The organism is Chryseobacterium sp. 22543 (genome assembly GCF_052044565.1).
In the GTDB taxonomy this organism is placed as follows: domain Bacteria; phylum Bacteroidota; class Bacteroidia; order Flavobacteriales; family Weeksellaceae; genus Chryseobacterium.
Genome location: NZ_JBQENH010000003.1, coordinates 152,111 through 171,583 on the forward strand (window position 1 = coordinate 152,111; position 19,473 = coordinate 171,583).

The following is a 19,473-nucleotide window of genomic DNA, read 5'->3' on the forward strand; positions in this document are numbered from 1 at the left end:
TTGGATTATATTTTCTAATTAATCCCCTCGTCCAGCAGTTTATGCAGATCTATAATCCCGAAATACTTTCCGTTTTCCGTTACAATAAGCTGGCCGATATTATTTTCTTTCAGCGTTTTCATAGCTTCTTTGGCCAACGCATCTTTCTCAATAGTTCTTGGATGAGAAGACATAATATCTTTAGCCGATACCTTACTGATATCTTCTTCTTTCATCAGCATCCTTCTCAAATCTCCGTCTGTGATCACACCAATGATTTGATCCGATTGAGTTACCACTGTAATTCCGTGGCTTGATGCACTGATTGAGATAATGACATCTCTTATTGATGAATCTTCAGTAACCTGAGGTTTTTGAGAAGAAAGAAACTGTTCTACTTTAGAAGTCAGGTTTTTTCCTAAGCTTCCTCCAGGATGGAATTTGGCGAAATCATTAGCTTTGAAATCATTCAGCTCCATTAAAGCAACAGCCAAAGCATCTCCCAAAGCCATCTGAATTGTAGTAGAGCTGGTAGGTGCCAGTTTATTCGGACAGGCTTCAACGTCAACGTGAGTATCTAAAATAACTTCAGAAAACTCAGCCAGTTTACTCTTTTTATTTCCCGTCATCCCGATCAAAGCGGAAGAATAGTCTTTTAAATAAGGAACCAGGTTGGCGATTTCAGGAGAATTTCCGGAATTTGAGATGCACAAAACAACATCTTGTTTCTGAATTACTCCCAGATCCCCATGGATAGCTTCTGAAGCATGCAAGAACTGTGAAGGTGTTCCCGTTGAGTTTAAGGTCGCTACAATTTTATTTCCTACATGGGCCGATTTTCCAATTCCTACCACAATAAGCTTTCCTTTTGCCAGGTTGATGATCTCTACTGCCTGCGCAAATTGGTCATCTATTCTGTTTTTTAATTTTTCGAGTTCAGAAATCTCTATTTCTAAAGTGGTTTTTGCAATTGATATAATGTTGGTTCTATCCATTTTATGATGATAAGGTATACAAAAAAGTTCTTTAAAAACGTTATATTTTAAAAAGAATATTTAATATAAGTTTTATTTTTTATAAATTCGTTCGCTTTTATTTTAAGCGAAATTTTTATAACTTTGGGTGTGATGCAAATTTAGCAATAGAAAATTAGATGAGCGCAAAAAAAGCCAATTTATCAGGCGAATTGAAAAAGTATTTTGGGTTTTCTACATTTAAGGGCCAGCAGGAACAAATTATAGACAACCTATTGAATGGGAAAGATATATTTGTTTTAATGCCTACGGGTGGTGGAAAATCATTATGTTATCAGCTTCCGGCACTTATTTCGGAAGGTACGGCAATCGTCGTTTCGCCCTTGATAGCGTTAATGAAGAATCAGGTAGATGCAGTGAACGGCCTTTCATCTGAGGATGGGGTAGCGCATGTATTAAATTCCTCATTAAACAAAACGCAGACCAAGCAGGTTTTTGACGATATAAAAAGCGGCAAAACCAAACTTCTGTATGTAGCTCCTGAATCATTAATAAAAGATGATTACCTGGATTTTTTGAAAGATGTGAAAATTTCTTTCTTTGCTATCGACGAAGCCCACTGTATTTCAGAGTGGGGACATGATTTCAGACCAGAATACCGGAATCTGAAACAGATTATAGACAGAATCGCCAATGTACCGGTGATTGCTTTAACGGCTACTGCTACTCCTAAGGTTCAGGATGATATCCAGAAGACTTTAGGAATGACTAATGCATTGGTGTTCAAAGAAAGTTTCAACCGTCCTAATCTATATTATGAGGTATGTCCTAAAATCAATATAGACAAGGAAATCGTTAGGTTTATCAATCAGCATAAAGGGAAATCAGGAATTGTATACTGCCTGAGCCGAAGAAAAGTTGAAGAATTTGCCCAGCTTCTGCAGGTAAACGGAATCAATGCACTTCCTTACCACGCAGGTCTTGACCAGAAAGTGAGAGTTGCCAATCAGGATAAATTCCTGATGGAAGAAGTAGATGTAATTGTTGCTACCATTGCCTTTGGGATGGGAATTGATAAGCCGGATGTACGTTTTGTGATCCACTACGACTTTCCAAAATCATTGGAAAGCTACTACCAGGAAACAGGAAGAGCAGGAAGAGACGGAGGTGAAGGCCACTGTCTGGCATTCTATGATCCTAAAGATATTGAGAAATTAGAAAAATTTCTGGCACAAAAACCCGTTTCAGAAAGAGAAATCGGATTGCAACTTTTAAATGAAGTGGTAGGTTATGCTGAGACTTCAATGAGCAGAAGACAATATATCCTGTATTATTTTGGAGAAAATTTCGATCCTGTAAAAGGAGACGGAGCCAATATGTGTGACAACTCATCCAATCCTCCAAAAGTAAAGGATGCCACTGCAGACTTGAAAAAAACGTTGGAACTCATTAATGATACAGGAGAAAAATTCAAGTCTAAAGATTTGATTTCCGTTATCGTGGGGAAAGAAAATGCAGTGACAAAATCTTACAAACTTGAGCAAAGTTCTTATTTTGGCTTTGGAAAAGAAGAAAAAGATAATTACTGGAAAACAATCCTGAGACAGGCAACCGTTCAGAATTGTTTGCAAAAGGATATTGAAACCTACGGTGTTTTAAAAATTACAGAAAAAGGAAAAACGGTCCTGAATGGTACTTCTAAAGACGTATTTTTAATCGCTGAAGACAGAGAATTTGACCTTACCCAGGCAAAAGCTGAGAGCGATCAGGTACAGCAGCAGGCTAGCGGAGGTATGGATCAGAACCTTTTTAATCTGTTGAAAGAACTTAGAAAGAAAGTTGCCAAAAAACATGGAATTCCACCATATACTGTATTTATGGATCCAAGTTTGGAGGATATGACCGTTCAGTATCCGATTACAGTAGATGAAATTACCAAAATCTATGGAGTAGGCGAAGGAAAAGCTAAAAAGTATGGTAAAGAATTCGCTGATTACATCAAAACATATGTAGAAGACAACAATATAGAACGTACTCAGGATATGGTTTTGAAACAGGTGGCCAATAAATCGAGCCATAAAGTTTTCATTATCCAGAGTACTGATAAAAAGATTGACCTTGAAGATATTGCAAGAGCCAAAAACCTTTCTATGGATGAACTCCTGAAAGAAATGGAAAGAATTGTATATCAGGGAACAAAGCTGAATATCGACTATTATATTGAAGATAATTTTGATGAAGATATCGTAGACGGCTTCATGGAGTTCATGAACGAATCTGAAAGTGACAGCATGAAGGTATTACTGGATGAATTTGGGGATGAACTGTCCGATGAAGAAGTGAGAATGCTGAGGATTAAATTTATCAGCGATGTAGCTAACTAAAAGAACAAATCAGAACACAATAAAAGCCCTGTTTATAAGGGCTTTTATTGTATTTAAAAGTTTATAAATAGAGATAAATGGATTTTTTTAAAAAATATTATCCTGTAATTTTATTTTTTCTAATAATAGCAATCATTTGTTTTGATTTTTCACTAAGACAGAACTTAAAAAAAAATTATAAGAATCAAGGAGAATATGCAATTGGCAAAATAAATAGCATTAAAGGATATGGAAGAGGTACTGGTTTCTATTTTTTATACTCGTTTAAAGTAGGGAATAAGAATTATAAAGGACGATCTACGACAGATTTGTCATTTTCTGAAGCTGAGAAAAATATAGGTAAAAGGTTTTTAGTATTGTATTTAAAACATAATATTTATAATAATATACTATATGTTTCTATTCCTGTTAATGATAGTATAAAAAGTAATTTGGAGCTGCATAGATGGGTTTCTCGTTATCCTGTTATTCAATCTAAATTAGACTCAATCCCAGGGTCAGGGTTTTTCTTTGAAAACTATTTCTAAGGTAACAATAATTTTATACTTTGCTTACTTTTGTTCTTTAGTGTAAGAAAGGAATATTTGAAAGATAACCAAACTTTTTACTAACTTTACACTGATGAAAAAGATATCTGTCATATTTATTCTGCCGGACTTAGAAACCGGGGGAGCAGAAAGAATTGTTACTACTATTGCGAATCATCTTTCCAGAGATCGGTTTGAACCCAAGATTTTGCTGTTACGTAAACAAGGCGGATATTTGAATTTTCTGAAAAAAGACGTCGAAATTATCGATATCAATACCGAAAGAATAAGACATTCTTTAAAGCCTATTTTAGGTGAAATCTACCGAAGAAAACCAGATATTGTTTTTTCAGGTTTCGGAGAGGTAAATGCTTACTTATCCTTATTCATCAAACTCTTTCCAAGAACCAAATTCATTGCCCGGGAAACCAATGTCGTTACCCAGCATGTAACCCGTAAAGAGATTAAGTTTTTCTATAATTTTTACAATAACTATCAGAGAATCATTGCGCAGAGTGATGATATGATGAAGGATCTTGTTGATAATTTTAATATTAAAAAGAAAAAAATTGTCAAGATCAATAATCCTGTAGACTTTGATTTTATTGAAGATAAAATGGCACTCTCTTTAAAACCAGAATGCTTCAAATACAACTATAAAAACGTAGTGGCCATTGGCAACTTATCATCCAGAAAAGGATTTGATAACCTGTTGAAGGTTTTTTCCAGACTGAAGAATGAAAATATTATGCTTCATATTCTGGGTGATGGAAAAGATAAGGAGATCTTATATCAGACCAAAGAACTCTTAGGATTAAAAAAAGTAATTTTTCACGGCAGACAGGATAATCCCTACCAATATCTGAAATATGCAGATTTATTTGTACTTTCTTCAAGGTATGAAGGTTTTCCCAATGTACTTCTGGAAGCGGGAGCCTGCGGAACTTATTCTCTAGCCAACAACTGCCCCGGAGGAATCAATGAAATTATTCAGCATAATGTAAACGGTGAAGTTGCCAATATTGAAAACTATGATGGTTTTGCACAACAGATTGTAAAAGTATTGCAGAACAATTATAATAAAGATGCAATAAGAAACTCTATTAAATCAAGGTTTTCAAAGAATATTATTTTGGATAAATACGAAAGGGTATTGCTGGATTTAATGAAGTAGTATTGCCGGACTATTTGTCTTATGGGGTTTTATTTTCTTAGATTTGGGGTGATAAAATAGATCGTAATGAATAAAATCCCAAAAATAGGATGCGCTTGTGAAAAACCTGACTTCAATTATACAGAATTTAGAAGTTCCGAATTAGGTATAGACCATACGAACGGAAGATATGGAGAAGTTTCCATTCAACAATGCAAACTGTGTCAGAGAATATGGATTCATTATTTTGTTGAAAATGAAAGTTTTTCCAAGTCGGGAAGATGGTACAAAGGAATTGTTTCAAAAAAAGATCGTTCACAGATAACCCCGGAAAATGCAGTAGAGTATCTGGAAAGCCTTGAATGGTATGTATATGGAGGTTCATTTTTTGAAAGTACAGGTACATTTGGACAAGGAAAGTTGGATGTGTGATATTTTAGCTGATTTAATAAAAACAAGCAGTAGAATTAAATACCAAATCAATGAAACCATTTATAATTGCTATTTTGATGCTGAATTCTGTTGTAATCATGGCTCAGCAGAAGACCATCTCCAGAAAAGAATTATTAAAAACTGCTCTTGATCAGAGTGTTAAATCAGCAGAAATTCAGGAAATAACAATGGCTGCAGGACTGGCCGCTCCCAAACATGTGCATCAATGTCCGGTAGTAGGAATCATAAAGTCCGGAGAAGCTATTTTTCAGATACAAGGGCAGAAAAGCGTTCTTCTTCGGGAAGGTTATGCTTTCTATGAACCTAAAAATACTACGATTCTCCATTTTGATAATGCATCAGCAGAGAAACCACTCATCTTTACAGCAATTTATTTGAAAGAGGGGAATGAGGAAAATATAAAATTCATAAAATAACATTTTTCATAAAACAAAAGCATATAATTATCATTTTTAAAATTGATAAAACTCACTTTGGTGCTTAGTAATTTATATGTAAATTTGTGAGAATTAAGATAGATAATAATAAACAAATTCATAAAATAACATGAGTCAATTCGATGTTACCGTAATAGGTTCTGGTCCCGGTGGTTATGTTGCTGCTATCCGTGCAGCACAGTTAGGTTTCAAAACAGCAATTATTGAAAAATATTCAACTTTAGGCGGAACTTGTCTTAATGTTGGATGTATTCCGTCAAAAGCGCTTCTTGACAGCTCTGAGCATTTCGAAAATGCAAAACACAATTTTGCAGGTCACGGAATCATCATCAATGAGCCGCAAGCGGATATTACAAGAATGATCGAACGTAAAAATGAAGTGATCAAGCAGAATACAGATGGAATCAGCTACCTGATGAACAAAAACAAAATTACTGTTTTTGAAGGTGTGGGAAGCTTCGAATCTGCTACTCAGATTAAAGTTACAAAAAACGACGGTTCTTCTGAAACTATCGAATCTAAATATACAATCATTGCAACAGGTTCTAAACCATCTGCATTGCCTTTCATCTCTTTAGATAAAGAAAGAGTGATTACTTCTACGGAAGCTTTAAACCTTAAAGAAATTCCTAAGCATTTAGTAGTAATCGGAGGTGGTGTTATCGGCCTGGAACTAGGTTCTGTATACCTAAGATTAGGAGCTCAGGTAACTGTTGTAGAATTTATGGATAAAATCATCCCTGGAATGGATGGAGCTTTAAGCAAAGAATTGACTAAAGTTCTTAAAAAACAAGGAATGAAGTTTATGCTTTCTACTGCGGTTTCTGCGGTTGAAAGAAACGGAGATACTGTAAAAATCACAGCTAAAGATAAAAAAGGAGAAGAAGTAGTAGTAGAAGGAGATTACTGCTTGGTTTCTGTAGGAAGAAAACCTTACACAGATGGGCTTGGCCTTGAGAAAGCAGGGGTAGAACTTGACGAAAGAGGAAGAGTAAAAGTAAACGACCACCTACAAACGAATGTTGCGAATATCTATGCTATTGGTGACGTTATCAAAGGGGCTATGTTGGCTCACAAAGCTGAAGAAGAAGGAGTTTTTGTTGCTGAAACATTAGCAGGACAAAAACCTCACATCAACTATAACCTGATTCCTGGTGTTGTTTATACATGGCCGGAAGTTGCAGGAGTTGGTAAAACTGAAGAGCAGCTGAAAGAAGAAGGAGTAGCTTACAAAGTAGGTTCTTTCCCAATGAGAGCATTAGGTAGAAGCCGTGCAAGTGGTGATGTTGATGGTCTTGTTAAGATTATTGCAGACGAAAAAACAGATGAGGTTTTAGGAATGCACATCATCGGAGCCAGAGCTGCTGACCTTATTGCTGAAGGAGTAATTGCTATGGAATTCCGTGCAAGTGCTGAAGATATTGCAAGAAGTTCTCATGCTCACCCAACTTATGCAGAAGCTATTAAGGAAGCTGCATTGGATGCTACAGGGAAAAGACCAATTCATATGTAATAATTGATTAAAAAATTTAATCATTTAAATATTTAAAAATTAAAGGCTGTTTCTTTTTGAGACAGCCTTTTTTATGTGGCTTTTGGCATGAAAATGGAGATTGATTTTTGAAATTTCAAGTATGAAAAAGATTTTTATCAGTGGGATGCTTTTAGCGGGGATCAGCTCTTTTGCCCAGAAAGCAGGTCAGGTTGGAGAGTTATTAAAGAATGAAGCTTCTACCTCAGAAATGAGATCTCCCAAAAGTTTAAATGAAAGAAATAAAACTCCTGATGGGATGAGACCTGGAAATAATACGATTCCTCAGAGAAATAGAAATACCCATCCAAATTATCAGTGGAACAGGAACTATGGCTATGCGGAAGTTTTTCTGAGAATTCCTGAGCAAGGCTTTTTCACTGTTGAAATTGGAGATCAGATGATAGCCAATGGTTCCGGGAAATACAGGTTCTTTGATTTGTCGTCAGGAAGAATGCCTGTTTCTATCTACGAAAATGGTTTTCTGATTTACAGAACCACGCTTATGCTTCGCAATAATAACAGAATGGTGCTGGATTTTTTTACCAATGAAGGGTTATATCTTCTGGATTCTTATCCTGTTCAGGGCCAATATGGCTTCAATGACTGGAATGATGTATGGAACAATCCTTACGGAAACCAGTCCGGAGATGGATATAATCAGGGTAATGTAATGGATAATAATTCTTTCCGCCAGTTTTTTGATATGATGATAAGGAATGAGAAGTTTGATGATGGTAAAATAGCTATGATCAATCAGCAGATGCGCACTTCAATGTTTACTTCCGCACAAATAAGAGATCTGGTAAAAGCTATCAGTTTTGATAATAAAAAATTAGCACTCGCTAAATCTATGTATCGCAACTGCGTTGATAAAAACAGATACTTTATGGTGTATGATGCTTTTGATTTTGAAAGCAGTAAGCGGGAGCTGATGGATTATATTTCAAATTTGTAATAAGACTTTTTTTATCTTTCTCTCTCTAGAATAATTTATATCCTGCTTTTGAATACAATAAACGGTGATTTGAACACTTCCTGATCTTTCCGAAATCCGAACTTTGCATCATTAATAAGATATATATTATGAATAAGCAAAAAGTGTGGTTTATAACCGGAGCATCAAGAGGAATGGGACTTGAAGCGGTAAAAGAAGTTTTACATAAAGGAGATAAAGTAATAGCCATTTCCCGGAACATACAACATGTAAATAATGGAGATACAGAAAATTTACTCTCTTTACAGGTTGATATTACGAATGATGAGGATGTAAAAAATGCTATTAAAAAAGGTATTCAGCATTTTGGTGGCATTGATGTGGTTCTTAATAATGCAGGCTATTATTTAGCAGGCAGTGTAGAAGAAATAAAGGATGAAGAATTCCGCAAAACAATGGATGTAAACCTGTTTGGGATGGTTAATGTTATTAGACACACTATGCCATTTCTAAGAAAACAGAGATCAGGACATATTATCAATATTTCTTCCAATATGGGATATGTTGGTTATGCCAATACAGGCAGTTATAATGCCTCAAAATTTGCTGTCATAGGACTTTCAGAAGCTCTTGCACAAGAAGTCAAAGTTTTCGGGGTGAATGTGACAGTAGTGGCTCCCGGAATGTTCCGTACAGGTTTTATGAGTGAGGCAACTTTGACGGCTGCAGAAAATAGGATTGAGGATTATCACTTGGACAAGCATATTGACATGCTTCAAAGCTTCCATGGTTATCAGCCTGGTGATCCCGTGAAACTTGCTCAAATACTTTATAATATTAGTACTTTAAGCAATCCGCCCTTACATCTGATTTTAGGAAAGGATAGTTATGAATCAATTCTTGAACATAGAAAAAATGAAACTGAAGAACTAGAGCAATGGAAACATCTTTCCTTTTCTACGGATTTTAAATAATGTGTAAATTTGAATAAATGAAAAAACCTTATTCAGGACCTTATGTGATAAGATCTATTTCAGAACTGCATCGTTTGTTTGCTCTTCCTCAGCCGGATCATCCTTTGATAAGTGTAATTGATTTTGAATCATTAAGCTATCAGCATAGCGATATATGGAATCATTTTACTAATGACTTTTATTGCATTGTTCTTAAAAAAGGCAGTAACGGGAATTTTAAATATGGTCTTAAAGATTATGATTTTGATGAAGGGATGATGACTTTTACAAAACCAGGACAGATATTTTCAGTAACATCAATAAAAAATAATCCTGTTAAAGGATATATGTTAGTATTCAAGGCGGAGCTAATCCGTCCATATTCTTTAGGGAAAAATATAGATCAATATGGTTTTTTCTCTTATTCCATAGCAGAGGCACTGCATCTTTCAGAAAAAGAAAATATTGTAATTTCATCTTTACTGAAACAGTTACAACAGGAACTGAAGAATAATATAGACCATTACAGTCAGGATGTTGTAGTATCTCACCTGGATCTTTTATTGAGTTATTCCAATCGTTTTTATAACCGACAGTTTCTTACCAGAAAATTAGTGAATAATGATATTGTCACTAGACTTGAGCAAATTTTGAAGGATTATTTTAACAACGAACAAGCTCTTACCCAAGGGCTGCCGACAGTGCATTTTCTTGCTGGTGAACTTCACCTTTCGCCCGATTATATGACAGATCTGCTGCGCAATACAATAGGACAGAATACTCAACAATATATCCATGAACATTTAATTGAAAAAGCTAAGAAATTATTAACTGCTTCCAACTTAACCGTTACAGAAATTGCTTATCAGCTCGGATTTGAATATCCTCAGTCATTTAGTAAATTATTCAAAAAAACTACAAAACAAACTCCACTGGAGTTCCGAAAATCTTTTAATTAAAAAAAATAAGTCAGATAATTTCTTTTTTTATATTTTTGTATCAATCATTACAAAAATAAATGAAAGGAAGACCCAATATCCATCAGGATAAAGAATTGATTCTAAAAGCTCAGAAATTATTCTGGGAAAAAGGTTTTACTGCAACTTCGCTCAGTGATTTGACTGTCGCAACTGGAGCAGGAGCTGGAAGTTTATATAACTCTTTCAAAGGAGGCAAAAAAGAACTGTTTAAAAAAAGCCTAGAGCAGCGAAGAGAAGACTTTGAAAACTTCAAGCAAAGATTGAATAAAAGCGAAGATCCGATTGGACTTATTAAAAGTTTCTTTTTAAATATCGCTAATGCTGATTATAATGAGCATATGAAAGGCTGTATTGTTGCCAATACACTTGTTGAAATGACATTCGTAGAGGAAAGTTTGAAAGAAGAGGCTGTCGAGATACTAAAGGAAACAGAAAAACTCTATACTTCGGTTATTCAGCAACAACAAAATAAAGGAACTCTGAAATCAACACTTCCGGCAGAGGTTTTGGGTAAGTACCTGATCACGTTTTGGTGTGGTATTAATTCTCTTCGTAGAATGTACCCGGACAGGAGGATTTTGAAAACCCAGATTGAATTGCAATTGCAGGTATTGCATTAAATTTTTTTAACGATCATTACAAAAATAAAACAATGAATTTACAACTAAAAGGAAAGAAAGCATTTATTAGCGGATCCACACAGGGAATAGGATTTTCAATAGCAAAACAATTGTTGGAAGAAGGTGCGTCCGTAATTATCAATGGCAGAAGTGAAGAGAAAACGGAATGGGCGAAGAAAAAACTCAAGGAGGAATTTCCAGATGCAGATGTGTCTGGAATTGCCGCAGATTTTGTCAAAAAAGAAGATCTTAATAAGCTACTGGAGGAGTTGGAGGATATTGATATTCTTATTAATAATGTAGGCGTTTTCGGAATCAGTGATTTTTATGAATTGCAGGATGAAGACTGGTATCATTATTTTGAAATCAATGTGATGAGTGGGATGCGGTTATCAAGAAAGCTGCTTCCAGGGATGATCCGAAAAAACTCGGGCAGAATTATTTTTATCAGCAGTGAATCAGGAGTCAATGTTCCTGAAAATATGATTCATTACGGAATGACAAAAGCTGCGATGTCGGCATTAAGTAATGGTTTATCCAAACTCACAAAAGGAAGTGCCGTTACAGTTAATACCATTTTAGGTGGACCTACTTATAGCGATGGGGTTGCTGCTACTGTGGAGCAAATAGCCGAAGCTCAACATCTGACTGTGGATCAAATGAAAGAAATCATTATCCAGACCGCCAACCCACATATTCTTTTACAAAGATTTATTAATCCGGAAGAAATTGCAAGCCTGGCAGTCTACCTTTCCAGCCCTCTTTCTGTTGCGGTAAATGGAGCAAGCTTAAGAGCAGATAGTGGAGTTTTAAAGATAATATAACCCATAAAAATATATCTTCAGTTGCTCTTTTACATTATTTTCAGATTATCGTAAAACTTAGAATGTTTCGGAGCAATATTGAATTGTATTCCAAAGGTTACTCCTTTAAAATATTTATCTCTGTGAATAGGAAAAGCATATCCGCTATTCAGAAATATAGCATTAAATAATGAGATCCCTATTCTTGGTTCTAACGAATAGGGATTGCCGGATATTCCAAACAGCAATCCGGCACGTAGAAAGTTGATATTCATCTCCGGAATAAATTTATCTGTGTTATTAACATGGGTATAAAGCAGAGACGGTCCCAGAATAATAGAACCATCATAGCTGTCTCCAAATCTATATTCTAATCCTGCCTGCAGAACATTTCTTCCGGTGTATCGGTAAGAAATATTTACCGCTGTTTTCTCCAGTAGCTGAGCTTTTGAAAAGACAACCGAAAAGAGCAAAGGCAGAATGAAATATTGTTTCATGTTTTGTTTTTTATTCAAATGTACATGTTTTACGGTCTTTATAAAAGGTTAATAAGAATCATCCAAAGATTATAATGGTATTGACTAGGTTGGCATCTTCAAATTTCCGTACCTTTGTAAGCTAATTTTATCATCAATGCAACTCGGAAAAACTCAGACTCTAACAATTTCAGAACAAATTAATTCAGGATGGATCCTCGTGGACGAATCCGGAGAAAAAGCTTTTCTGCCTAAAATCTTTATTCAGGATGAAAAAGAAACAGGTGATGAAGTTGAAGTTTTTGTATACCAGGATGACGATAAATTAAAGGCAACTACTGAAATTCCATTGGCTGAAGTTGGTGAATTTGCGGTAATGAGCTGTGTACAGAGTCTTCCTAGCGGAGCTTTTATGGATTGGGGAATCATTAAGGATTTATTTATCCCTTACAAACAGCAGAAAACCAAAATTATAGAAGGTAAAAGATATCTGGTTTATATCTATGTAGATGAAGATATGGAGCTGATTACAGGGACAACAAAGTTCAAGAGAAACCCACAGTATGATGATCTGCCATTTCAGAAAGGAGACAAAGTAGATCTGCTTATGATGAACGAAAGTGAACTGGGCTGGAACGTGGTTATCAACAAGCAGTACATAGGTTTGATATACGCTTCTGATGTTTTCAAAAAACTTTATCCACTGTCAGAAGAAAAAGGCTATATTAAAATGATTCGTGAAGATGGGAAAATAGATATTTCCTTACAGCCGGACGGTTTTGAAAATATTGACGAGTTCAAACAGAAGATTATTAACAGACTGGAAGAAAATTACGGACTTCTGTATGTATCTGATAAATCCTCACCTGAAGAGATCAAGAATGAATTTCAGATGAGTAAGAAAAACTTTAAAAAAGCGATCGGAGGACTTTATAAAGATAAAATCATCGATATCCTGGACGACAAAATCAAATTATTATAAAATAAAAAAACGAGCAGAAATTTCTGCTCGTTTTTTTGTTACTCTCTGTTCTTGATCAGAAGCCATCCGCTGTAGACTCTTCCGTCAGAAACTTTTATAGTGTACCAATAATTTCCGGTAGAAATAGGGTGTGATTCATATTTTCCATCCCATTGGAAAGGTTTCTTTTTAATAAGCTCCTTATAGATTATCGCTCCTTTTCTATCATATAAATAAATTTCTGTTCCCGGATAATTTTCCAATCCTGCGATTCTCCATGTATCATTGATCCCATCTCCGTTTGGACTGATTGCATTCGGAATATTGAATATAGAGAAGTTCTTCTGCCCGATAATACATCCGGATTTTGTTCTCACATAAACAGTATATTCTCCCATATTTAAATTGGTGAAAATATTAGAATTCTGCCATGTGAAATTATCTAAGGAAAATTCATAGTTTCCGCTCTGAGAAAGAATAACTGTCGCTGTATTATTGGTAATATTTACAGAAACAATATGGGCTAAAACAGAATAACTCACCTGAGTGGAGCTTGTACTTTCGCATCCGAAAATATTGGTTACTTTCACGGTGTACGTTCCTGGGGTAGATACTGTAATGGTTTGAGTAGTTGCTCCGGTATTCCATTCATAAGACTTAAATCCTGGTCCTGCATCCAAAACAACCGATTTGCCTTCACAAAAATCAAGTTTATCAGGAAGCTGAACAAAAGGCTTAGGATTTAAAGTAAGGCTTAATCTTATTGTTTTAAAACATCCGTCAGGAGTAGCTACTTTTACGTGAATAAGTGTTGTTCCTACATTTAAAGTATAACCGGAAGGATTGGAAATAGGATTTCCTGCAGTATCAGTATACGTGAAAATATAATTTCCTGGATTATTAATAATGCTGGCTTCATAAGAATGAAGATTAACAACCATTGAGTTTGCTGTGGTTGTATTACATTGTACTTGTGTAATATCTTTTGCAGGTACATTATCTGTGGACAGCGTTACAGTAATTGCCAGTTTTTCAGATTCGCAATTATTTAAAGTCTGGGTTACATAATAGATTTGTCCGCTTACCAGAGGAGTTGTCATCGGAATCACATTTCCTGCCGCATTATAGAATTTAAGAGCTGTTCCTGATACAACCAGCTTTTCCAGCGTAGGATTTGCCGAAGCACAGAAATCCTGATTAATATTTGCAATCGGTTTAGGAGTGGTATTTATCGTTACCTGAATAGCCGTTTTATTACTTTCACAGCCATTAATGGTTTGAGAAGCATAATAGGTTTGCCCATTGGCAAGAGTAGTTGTTGCAGGTAAAATATTTCCTGTTGCATCATACCATTTTATATTCTGTCCTGTAATCTGAATATCAGAAACTTTTGGATTGTTGATAGCGCAGAAAGTTTGCTGGACATTTGCAGCAGTTGGAAGAGAGGGGGAGGTTACAATTACATTTTGATTTTGAGTAACTGTATTTCCATTCCCATCGTTATAAGTCCAATGAATAACATAAGTTCCAGGGATCGAATAAGATAAAGGGTCTGTAGTGGCTGCAGTAATTGTACCAGCACAGTTATCTGTAGCGGTAGGCAGGTTTGTTATTGTTGTATGACAGTCTCCTGTAATGTCTGCTAGAGAAGCAACGTTCGGAACCGGAGCCATATTGTCACCCACAACGACGTTTACAGTAAAAGTTCCATCACAGCCTCCCGACCCCGAAACGTGGCAGGTATATGTACCGGAATGAGCTGTTGTTGCATTAGGTATTGTTGGATTCTGCTGGTTTGATGTAAAGCCATTAGGTCCAGTCCAGTGATAGGTTGTTCCTCCTGTAGCGTTAAGCTGAACAGTTGAATTGATACAAACCGGAGAGTTTGATGTGACAGATATTCCTGCAACACAATCATAAAATTTAGCGAAATTATTATTAACCTGGGCTCCTCCTAAAGTATATATATTATTACTTTTTGCATAGATGGAATGAACGGATGAATAAAAATAAGTTCCCCAAACCTGATTACCTGCCGGATTAAATTTAGTAAAAAAACCTGAACGATAACCATTATTATTGTCAGGCATATACCCATTTGGAGTTGCTATCTGAACTGCGTTTGATGTCTGCCCTGAAAATATAAGACTATTATTGTCATCTACGGAAAGTCCGAAGGCCTGATCATCATTTACAGCATTGCTTGTTGTTGCTCCGAAATAAGTTCCCCAAATTTGATTTCCTGCAGGATTGAATTTTGTTAAAAAGATATCATCACCAAGATTAGATGTGCGTATTGGCTGATGTGTTCCTGAAGTTGATATTCTTTCATTAGCATCCGTATTTCCTAATAAAACTACATTGTTATCTTTGTCAACTTTTAAATCTCTTACTATTGTTCTCCCTTCATTATAATTGTGCTGAATACCATACGCGTTTCTACCGCCATAATAAGTTCCCCACAAAAATTGAAAATTACTGTCTAGCTTGGCTAGAAATGTATTGCCTTCTCCAATCAAAGTTTGCTGATGAGTACCTGCTGTTCCATTTCCGGTAATATTATACCCCTGGTAAACATCGCCGGCTAAATAGATATTATTATTACTGTCTCTGTCAATTTTTTTAATTCCCGACTCTTTTAAAAAAAAATAGGAGCCATACATTTGTTGACCATTCGGAGAAAACTTTGCGATAAAAGAAACCCCATTATAAATATTAGGATTATTTTGAATATTTCCATTAGCTGTTACAATCCCATTGTTTCCGGTGGAAAGTCCCCCGATAATTAAGTTCTGGTTTGAATCTAATACAATAGAATTTGCTGTGTCAAATTGATCTCCTCCGAAATAGGTTCCCCATATTCTTATACCATTATCATTAAATTTCATGATGAAAGAATCAATGTCATATCCCATCCATTGCCCCTGGTAATTTGTATGTTCTTTATGGGCACCGGGAGTTGTTATATTGTTTGTACCTCCCTGAGAATCTCTTGCCTGGCCAATAGCATATATTTCATTGTTATTATTAATGGTAATATCCTTCAGAAGATTGGTTTCATCCCCTCCATAATTGAATTGATGATTTCCTAAAAACACACCCCATATTTTATTTCCTGCCGGATCAAATTTACAGATATAACCATAGTTCTGAGAGTTAGAGTCCATTATTGTATAAGTACTGGTAGCAATATTATATCTTGCAATAGTAGTAAATCCAGTATAAACTTCCTGATTGGAATTGGCCAATACTCTATAATATGTATTGGATTGCCATACCCAGTTTGGGTGATTTTTAATCCATAAGGGGGTAGGTACAGGATCAATAATTAAAGTTTTGGTGAATGAATCCTGTGTCCCGGCAAAACCATAAGTGTTTTCATCAATATGTTTATAATTGATAGTGGTTTCATGCTTAGATTTTCCATCTGTAATCCAGGAAAGAGGAATATTTTCATACATATCTCCAAAACGAAGTTTCATCACAATTTTTTTATTTTTTAATGATGTCTCTGCTCCGTTGAATTTCATTTTGATATCTGAAATTTTTCCGCCGGGTCTTACAATAAAGTTATATTCAACAGGTTTCAGAGTATCTTTTGGTTTAAAGAAAATAAGATCAATATTATTGTAGATATTCTTATAAGTAATCTTTTTAAAACGATACACATTTAAGATCCCGGCCGGCTTTCCAGGAATATTATAAAAGTTATCATAATCAGGAGACTTTTCTTCGGGAATTATTTCAGAATTGATATTAGAGTTAACCAAGTCTATATCTATTCTATGATATTTGTATTTAACCTTTTCCTCTTTTTGATTATAAGATTTTGGGGTTTTAGGATTATCTGGTGTACTTATTTTTTCTACCTGATATACATCATAAGAAAATCCATTAGAACGCAGCTGTACATTCAGACCATTAGAATGGAAAAGATATTTTACATTTTTATTTTCTTTTCCGTCTTGATCAATAATCTGACCTTTGTTTTCATAAAAATAATAGGAGTTTTCTTCAGAAATATTTTTCTGTGAAAATAGAAGTACCGCGTTCAAAACCATGAACAGCGAAAGAATTTTCTTCATCAGGTTATTAATTTTTGCGGCAAAGATATAAAAATAGCTTTCTCATTATATATTAAGTAATAGCAAACTTCAGGTCAGAAACATGATGGATGTCATAACAATTATGTTTAATTTTTTTGTTTAACAATTTTGTCAAAAATAAAATTTAGTATAAATTTGCACAAATTTGTTTAACAAAAATGTCAAATCAAGCAAAAAAAGACCAAACACAGGAATTGATCAAGGAGACAGCGAAGAATTTGTTCTTTGTGAAAGGAAAATTTGATGCTACTACGCAGGAGATTGCAGATGAAGCAGGAGTGAACAGGACCCTTATTAATTACTATTTCCGTTCAAGAGATAAGCTGATTCAGATCATCTTTGATGAAGCGCAACGAGTAGAACAGGAAAAATCGAAGATCATTCAGAATTCTGATCTGCCTTTTAAAGAAAAGATCAGCCAATTCATAGAAAGCAGCCTTTCTACAAGTCTTCAGTATCCGTATCTGGAAACGTATATCGTATCACAGATCAATAAAGGGACCTGCCATCAAAGAGAAATTGAAGAAGATATCCTGAATGATATGTATAAGGATATCGAAAAAGAAATGGAATTGGGAAATATAGAAAAAATGGCACCTGTTCAGTTTATTCTTAATATGGTAGCTCTATTAGTATTCCCAAGTGCCATAAGACCATTATTTATGGAAAATTTATTAATTAATGATGAAGAATATGATAAGATTATTTCTGAACGAAAAGAGATTATTATCAATATGTTGTTCAAAAACTAAAAAAAACTAAAGTATTTCTGAAAATGATTCGTCATTTAGAAATAAATAATGACTGAAAATTAAATAAAAAATAAACGAAGTATAAAATTATGAATAGAAAACGTATAACTGCTACAAAGCTAAAAATTGGGATAGCTTCAGCATTTATGATTTTCGGCTCTACATTGATGTCTGCCCAGCAGCAGGTTTCCCTGCAGGAAGCTATAAAACAGGCACTTCAGAATAAGGCAGAAGCCAAAAAAGCTGCTTTACAGATAAAAAAAGCCGAATACAAGATTGATGAGGCCAGAGCCGGTGCTCTTCCACAGGTCAGTGCAACGGCGGGTTTAACTTATAACCCGATTATTCAGGAGTCTTTGCTGGAATTTGGAGGAGAGAAAATCAGAGCGCAGTTTGGGCAGCCTTGGGGTTCTACAGCTTCTGTACAACTTCAGCAGGCAATTTTTGATCAAAGAGTATTTACAGGACTTAAAGCTGCAAAATCAACAAGAGAGTTTTATGTACTGAATGCTCAATTGACCAATGAACAGATTATTGAAAATGTAGCAACAGCTTATTATCAGGTGTTTGTACAGGAGGAAAATCTTAAAACGGTAACCGCCAGCTATGCCAACACTGAAAAAGTAAGAAATGTTATTAAAAGCTTGGTTGATAATGGTTTGGCAAAATCAATCGATTTAGACAGGACAAATGTTCAGCTTACGAATATTGGTTCCAATAAGCAGACTTTAATCAACTCTGTTGAACTTTCAAAAAATGCTCTGAAGTTTTATATGGGAATCCCGATTTCTACAGACATTGAGCTTGAAGAAAAAGAGATCGAACCAAAGCCTGAGCTGATTGCAAGCAACGTAAATCTTAATGATCGTACAGAGATCAAAGTTTTAAATAAAAACAGGGAACTTTTGGTTTTCAATAAAAAAGCAACCGAAGCTTATCTTTATCCATCAGTAAATCTTACTGCGAACTACGGATGGGGAGCAAACGGAGCAAAATTCCCGTTGACAAACGGTCTTAGTAAAGGCGTTCTTTGGAGTGATTATTCGGCAATTGGATTGAATGTAAATATTCCTATTTTCACAGGAGGAGCTACAAAAGCGAAGATCAATCAGGCAGAAATAGATATTCAGGATCTTGATGTTGATATTGAAAACACTCAGTTGAGCTTAAGTTTAGATTATAAAAATGCAATCACCAATATGGAAAATGCATTGATTAATATCGAAAGCATGAAAGATAATGTAGGATTGGCAGAAAGAGTTCAGAAAAATACCCAGTCAAATTATCAATATGGGTTAGCAACCCTTACAGAGGTGCTGGATTCTGAAAATGCTTTAACACAGGCAAAACAGAACTATTCTAATGCATTGCTGGATTACAAACAGGCCGAGATCAAGCTGATAAAAGCTAAGGGTGAACTAAACACACTACAAAACTTATAATAAAC

At 35.1% G+C, this 19,473-nt stretch carries 17 protein-coding genes; 14 read left to right on the plus strand and 3 right to left on the minus strand.

Annotation, left to right across the window (positions count from 1 at the left end):
- Positions 1 to 14 precede the first annotated feature (14 nt).
- Positions 15 to 974 carry a KpsF/GutQ family sugar-phosphate isomerase gene (locus ACTJIP_RS11460; protein ID WP_077416810.1) on the minus strand — a complete coding sequence of 320 codons (960 nt, stop codon included), beginning with the start codon at positions 972 to 974 and terminating at the stop codon, positions 15 to 17.
- A gap of 158 nt (positions 975 to 1,132) precedes the next feature.
- On the opposite strand from ACTJIP_RS11460, the gene recQ reads away from it, so the two are divergent.
- From recQ to ACTJIP_RS11515, 11 genes are all read left to right on the plus strand, one after another.
- On the plus strand, positions 1,133 to 3,337 hold the full coding sequence (recQ, locus tag ACTJIP_RS11465; protein ID WP_077416812.1) for a DNA helicase RecQ: 2,205 nt from the start codon (positions 1,133 to 1,135) through the stop codon (positions 3,335 to 3,337).
- A gap of 77 nt (positions 3,338 to 3,414) precedes the next feature.
- Positions 3,415 to 3,864 (plus strand): hypothetical protein, encoded by a 450-nt coding sequence (locus ACTJIP_RS11470; RefSeq protein ID WP_219072808.1) that lies wholly within the window; start codon positions 3,415 to 3,417, stop codon positions 3,862 to 3,864.
- 94 nt (positions 3,865 to 3,958) lie between these two features.
- Positions 3,959 to 5,038 carry a glycosyltransferase gene (locus tag ACTJIP_RS11475; RefSeq protein ID WP_077416816.1) on the plus strand — a complete coding sequence of 360 codons (1,080 nt, stop codon included), beginning with the start codon at positions 3,959 to 3,961 and terminating at the stop codon, positions 5,036 to 5,038.
- 66 nt (positions 5,039 to 5,104) lie between these two features.
- The gene (locus ACTJIP_RS11480; RefSeq protein ID WP_077416817.1) at positions 5,105 to 5,449 is read left to right on the plus strand and encodes a hypothetical protein; all 345 of its coding nucleotides are present in this window, start codon (positions 5,105 to 5,107) and stop codon (positions 5,447 to 5,449) included.
- A 50-nt stretch (positions 5,450 to 5,499) separates the two neighbouring features.
- Positions 5,500 to 5,886 carry a cupin domain-containing protein gene (locus ACTJIP_RS11485; RefSeq protein ID WP_139348529.1) on the plus strand — a complete coding sequence of 129 codons (387 nt, stop codon included), beginning with the start codon at positions 5,500 to 5,502 and terminating at the stop codon, positions 5,884 to 5,886.
- 130 nt (positions 5,887 to 6,016) lie between these two features.
- Positions 6,017 to 7,420 carry a dihydrolipoyl dehydrogenase gene (gene lpdA, locus ACTJIP_RS11490; RefSeq protein WP_077416819.1) on the plus strand — a complete coding sequence of 468 codons (1,404 nt, stop codon included), beginning with the start codon at positions 6,017 to 6,019 and terminating at the stop codon, positions 7,418 to 7,420.
- A gap of 121 nt (positions 7,421 to 7,541) precedes the next feature.
- The gene (locus ACTJIP_RS11495) at positions 7,542 to 8,396 is read left to right on the plus strand and encodes a DUF4476 domain-containing protein (protein ID WP_077416821.1); all 855 of its coding nucleotides are present in this window, start codon (positions 7,542 to 7,544) and stop codon (positions 8,394 to 8,396) included.
- 128 nt (positions 8,397 to 8,524) lie between these two features.
- Entirely contained in the window at positions 8,525 to 9,349 is an 825-nt protein-coding gene (locus tag ACTJIP_RS11500) for an SDR family NAD(P)-dependent oxidoreductase (RefSeq protein WP_180563896.1), read from the plus strand.
- Between the two features lie 17 nt (positions 9,350 to 9,366).
- On the plus strand, positions 9,367 to 10,287 hold the full coding sequence (locus ACTJIP_RS11505) for a helix-turn-helix domain-containing protein (protein ID WP_440704597.1): 921 nt from the start codon (positions 9,367 to 9,369) through the stop codon (positions 10,285 to 10,287).
- Positions 10,288 to 10,346: 59 nt separating this feature from the next.
- Positions 10,347 to 10,928: a TetR/AcrR family transcriptional regulator gene (locus ACTJIP_RS11510; RefSeq protein WP_440704598.1), complete on the plus strand. Its 582-nt coding sequence runs from the start codon at positions 10,347 to 10,349 to the stop codon at positions 10,926 to 10,928.
- Positions 10,929 to 10,960: 32 nt separating this feature from the next.
- Entirely contained in the window at positions 10,961 to 11,752 is a 792-nt protein-coding gene (locus tag ACTJIP_RS11515; RefSeq protein ID WP_219072803.1) for an SDR family NAD(P)-dependent oxidoreductase, read from the plus strand.
- 29 nt (positions 11,753 to 11,781) lie between these two features.
- Here ACTJIP_RS11515 and ACTJIP_RS11520 read toward each other — a convergent pair whose 3' ends face one another.
- The gene (locus ACTJIP_RS11520; protein ID WP_077416831.1) at positions 11,782 to 12,228 is read right to left on the minus strand and encodes a hypothetical protein; all 447 of its coding nucleotides are present in this window, start codon (positions 12,226 to 12,228) and stop codon (positions 11,782 to 11,784) included.
- Between the two features lie 136 nt (positions 12,229 to 12,364).
- Here ACTJIP_RS11520 and ACTJIP_RS11525 point away from each other — a divergent pair, with 136 nt between their 5' ends.
- On the plus strand, positions 12,365 to 13,189 hold the full coding sequence (locus tag ACTJIP_RS11525; protein WP_180563894.1) for a CvfB family protein: 825 nt from the start codon (positions 12,365 to 12,367) through the stop codon (positions 13,187 to 13,189).
- 38 nt (positions 13,190 to 13,227) lie between these two features.
- Here the strand turns inward: ACTJIP_RS11525 and ACTJIP_RS11530 are convergent, their stop codons facing one another.
- Complete coding sequence (locus ACTJIP_RS11530) at positions 13,228 to 17,253, minus strand: T9SS type B sorting domain-containing protein (RefSeq protein WP_175627248.1); 4,026 nt, start codon at positions 17,251 to 17,253, stop codon at positions 13,228 to 13,230.
- A gap of 179 nt (positions 17,254 to 17,432) precedes the next feature.
- Here ACTJIP_RS11530 and ACTJIP_RS11535 point away from each other — a divergent pair, with 179 nt between their 5' ends.
- Together ACTJIP_RS11535 and ACTJIP_RS11540 are read left to right on the plus strand one after the other, a co-directional pair.
- Positions 17,433 to 18,026, plus strand: coding sequence for a TetR/AcrR family transcriptional regulator (locus ACTJIP_RS11535; protein ID WP_034695556.1), 594 nt, complete (start codon positions 17,433 to 17,435; stop codon positions 18,024 to 18,026).
- 89 nt (positions 18,027 to 18,115) lie between these two features.
- On the plus strand, positions 18,116 to 19,468 hold the full coding sequence (locus ACTJIP_RS11540; protein ID WP_077416838.1) for a TolC family protein: 1,353 nt from the start codon (positions 18,116 to 18,118) through the stop codon (positions 19,466 to 19,468).
- The last annotated feature ends 5 nt before the right edge of the window (positions 19,469 to 19,473 follow it).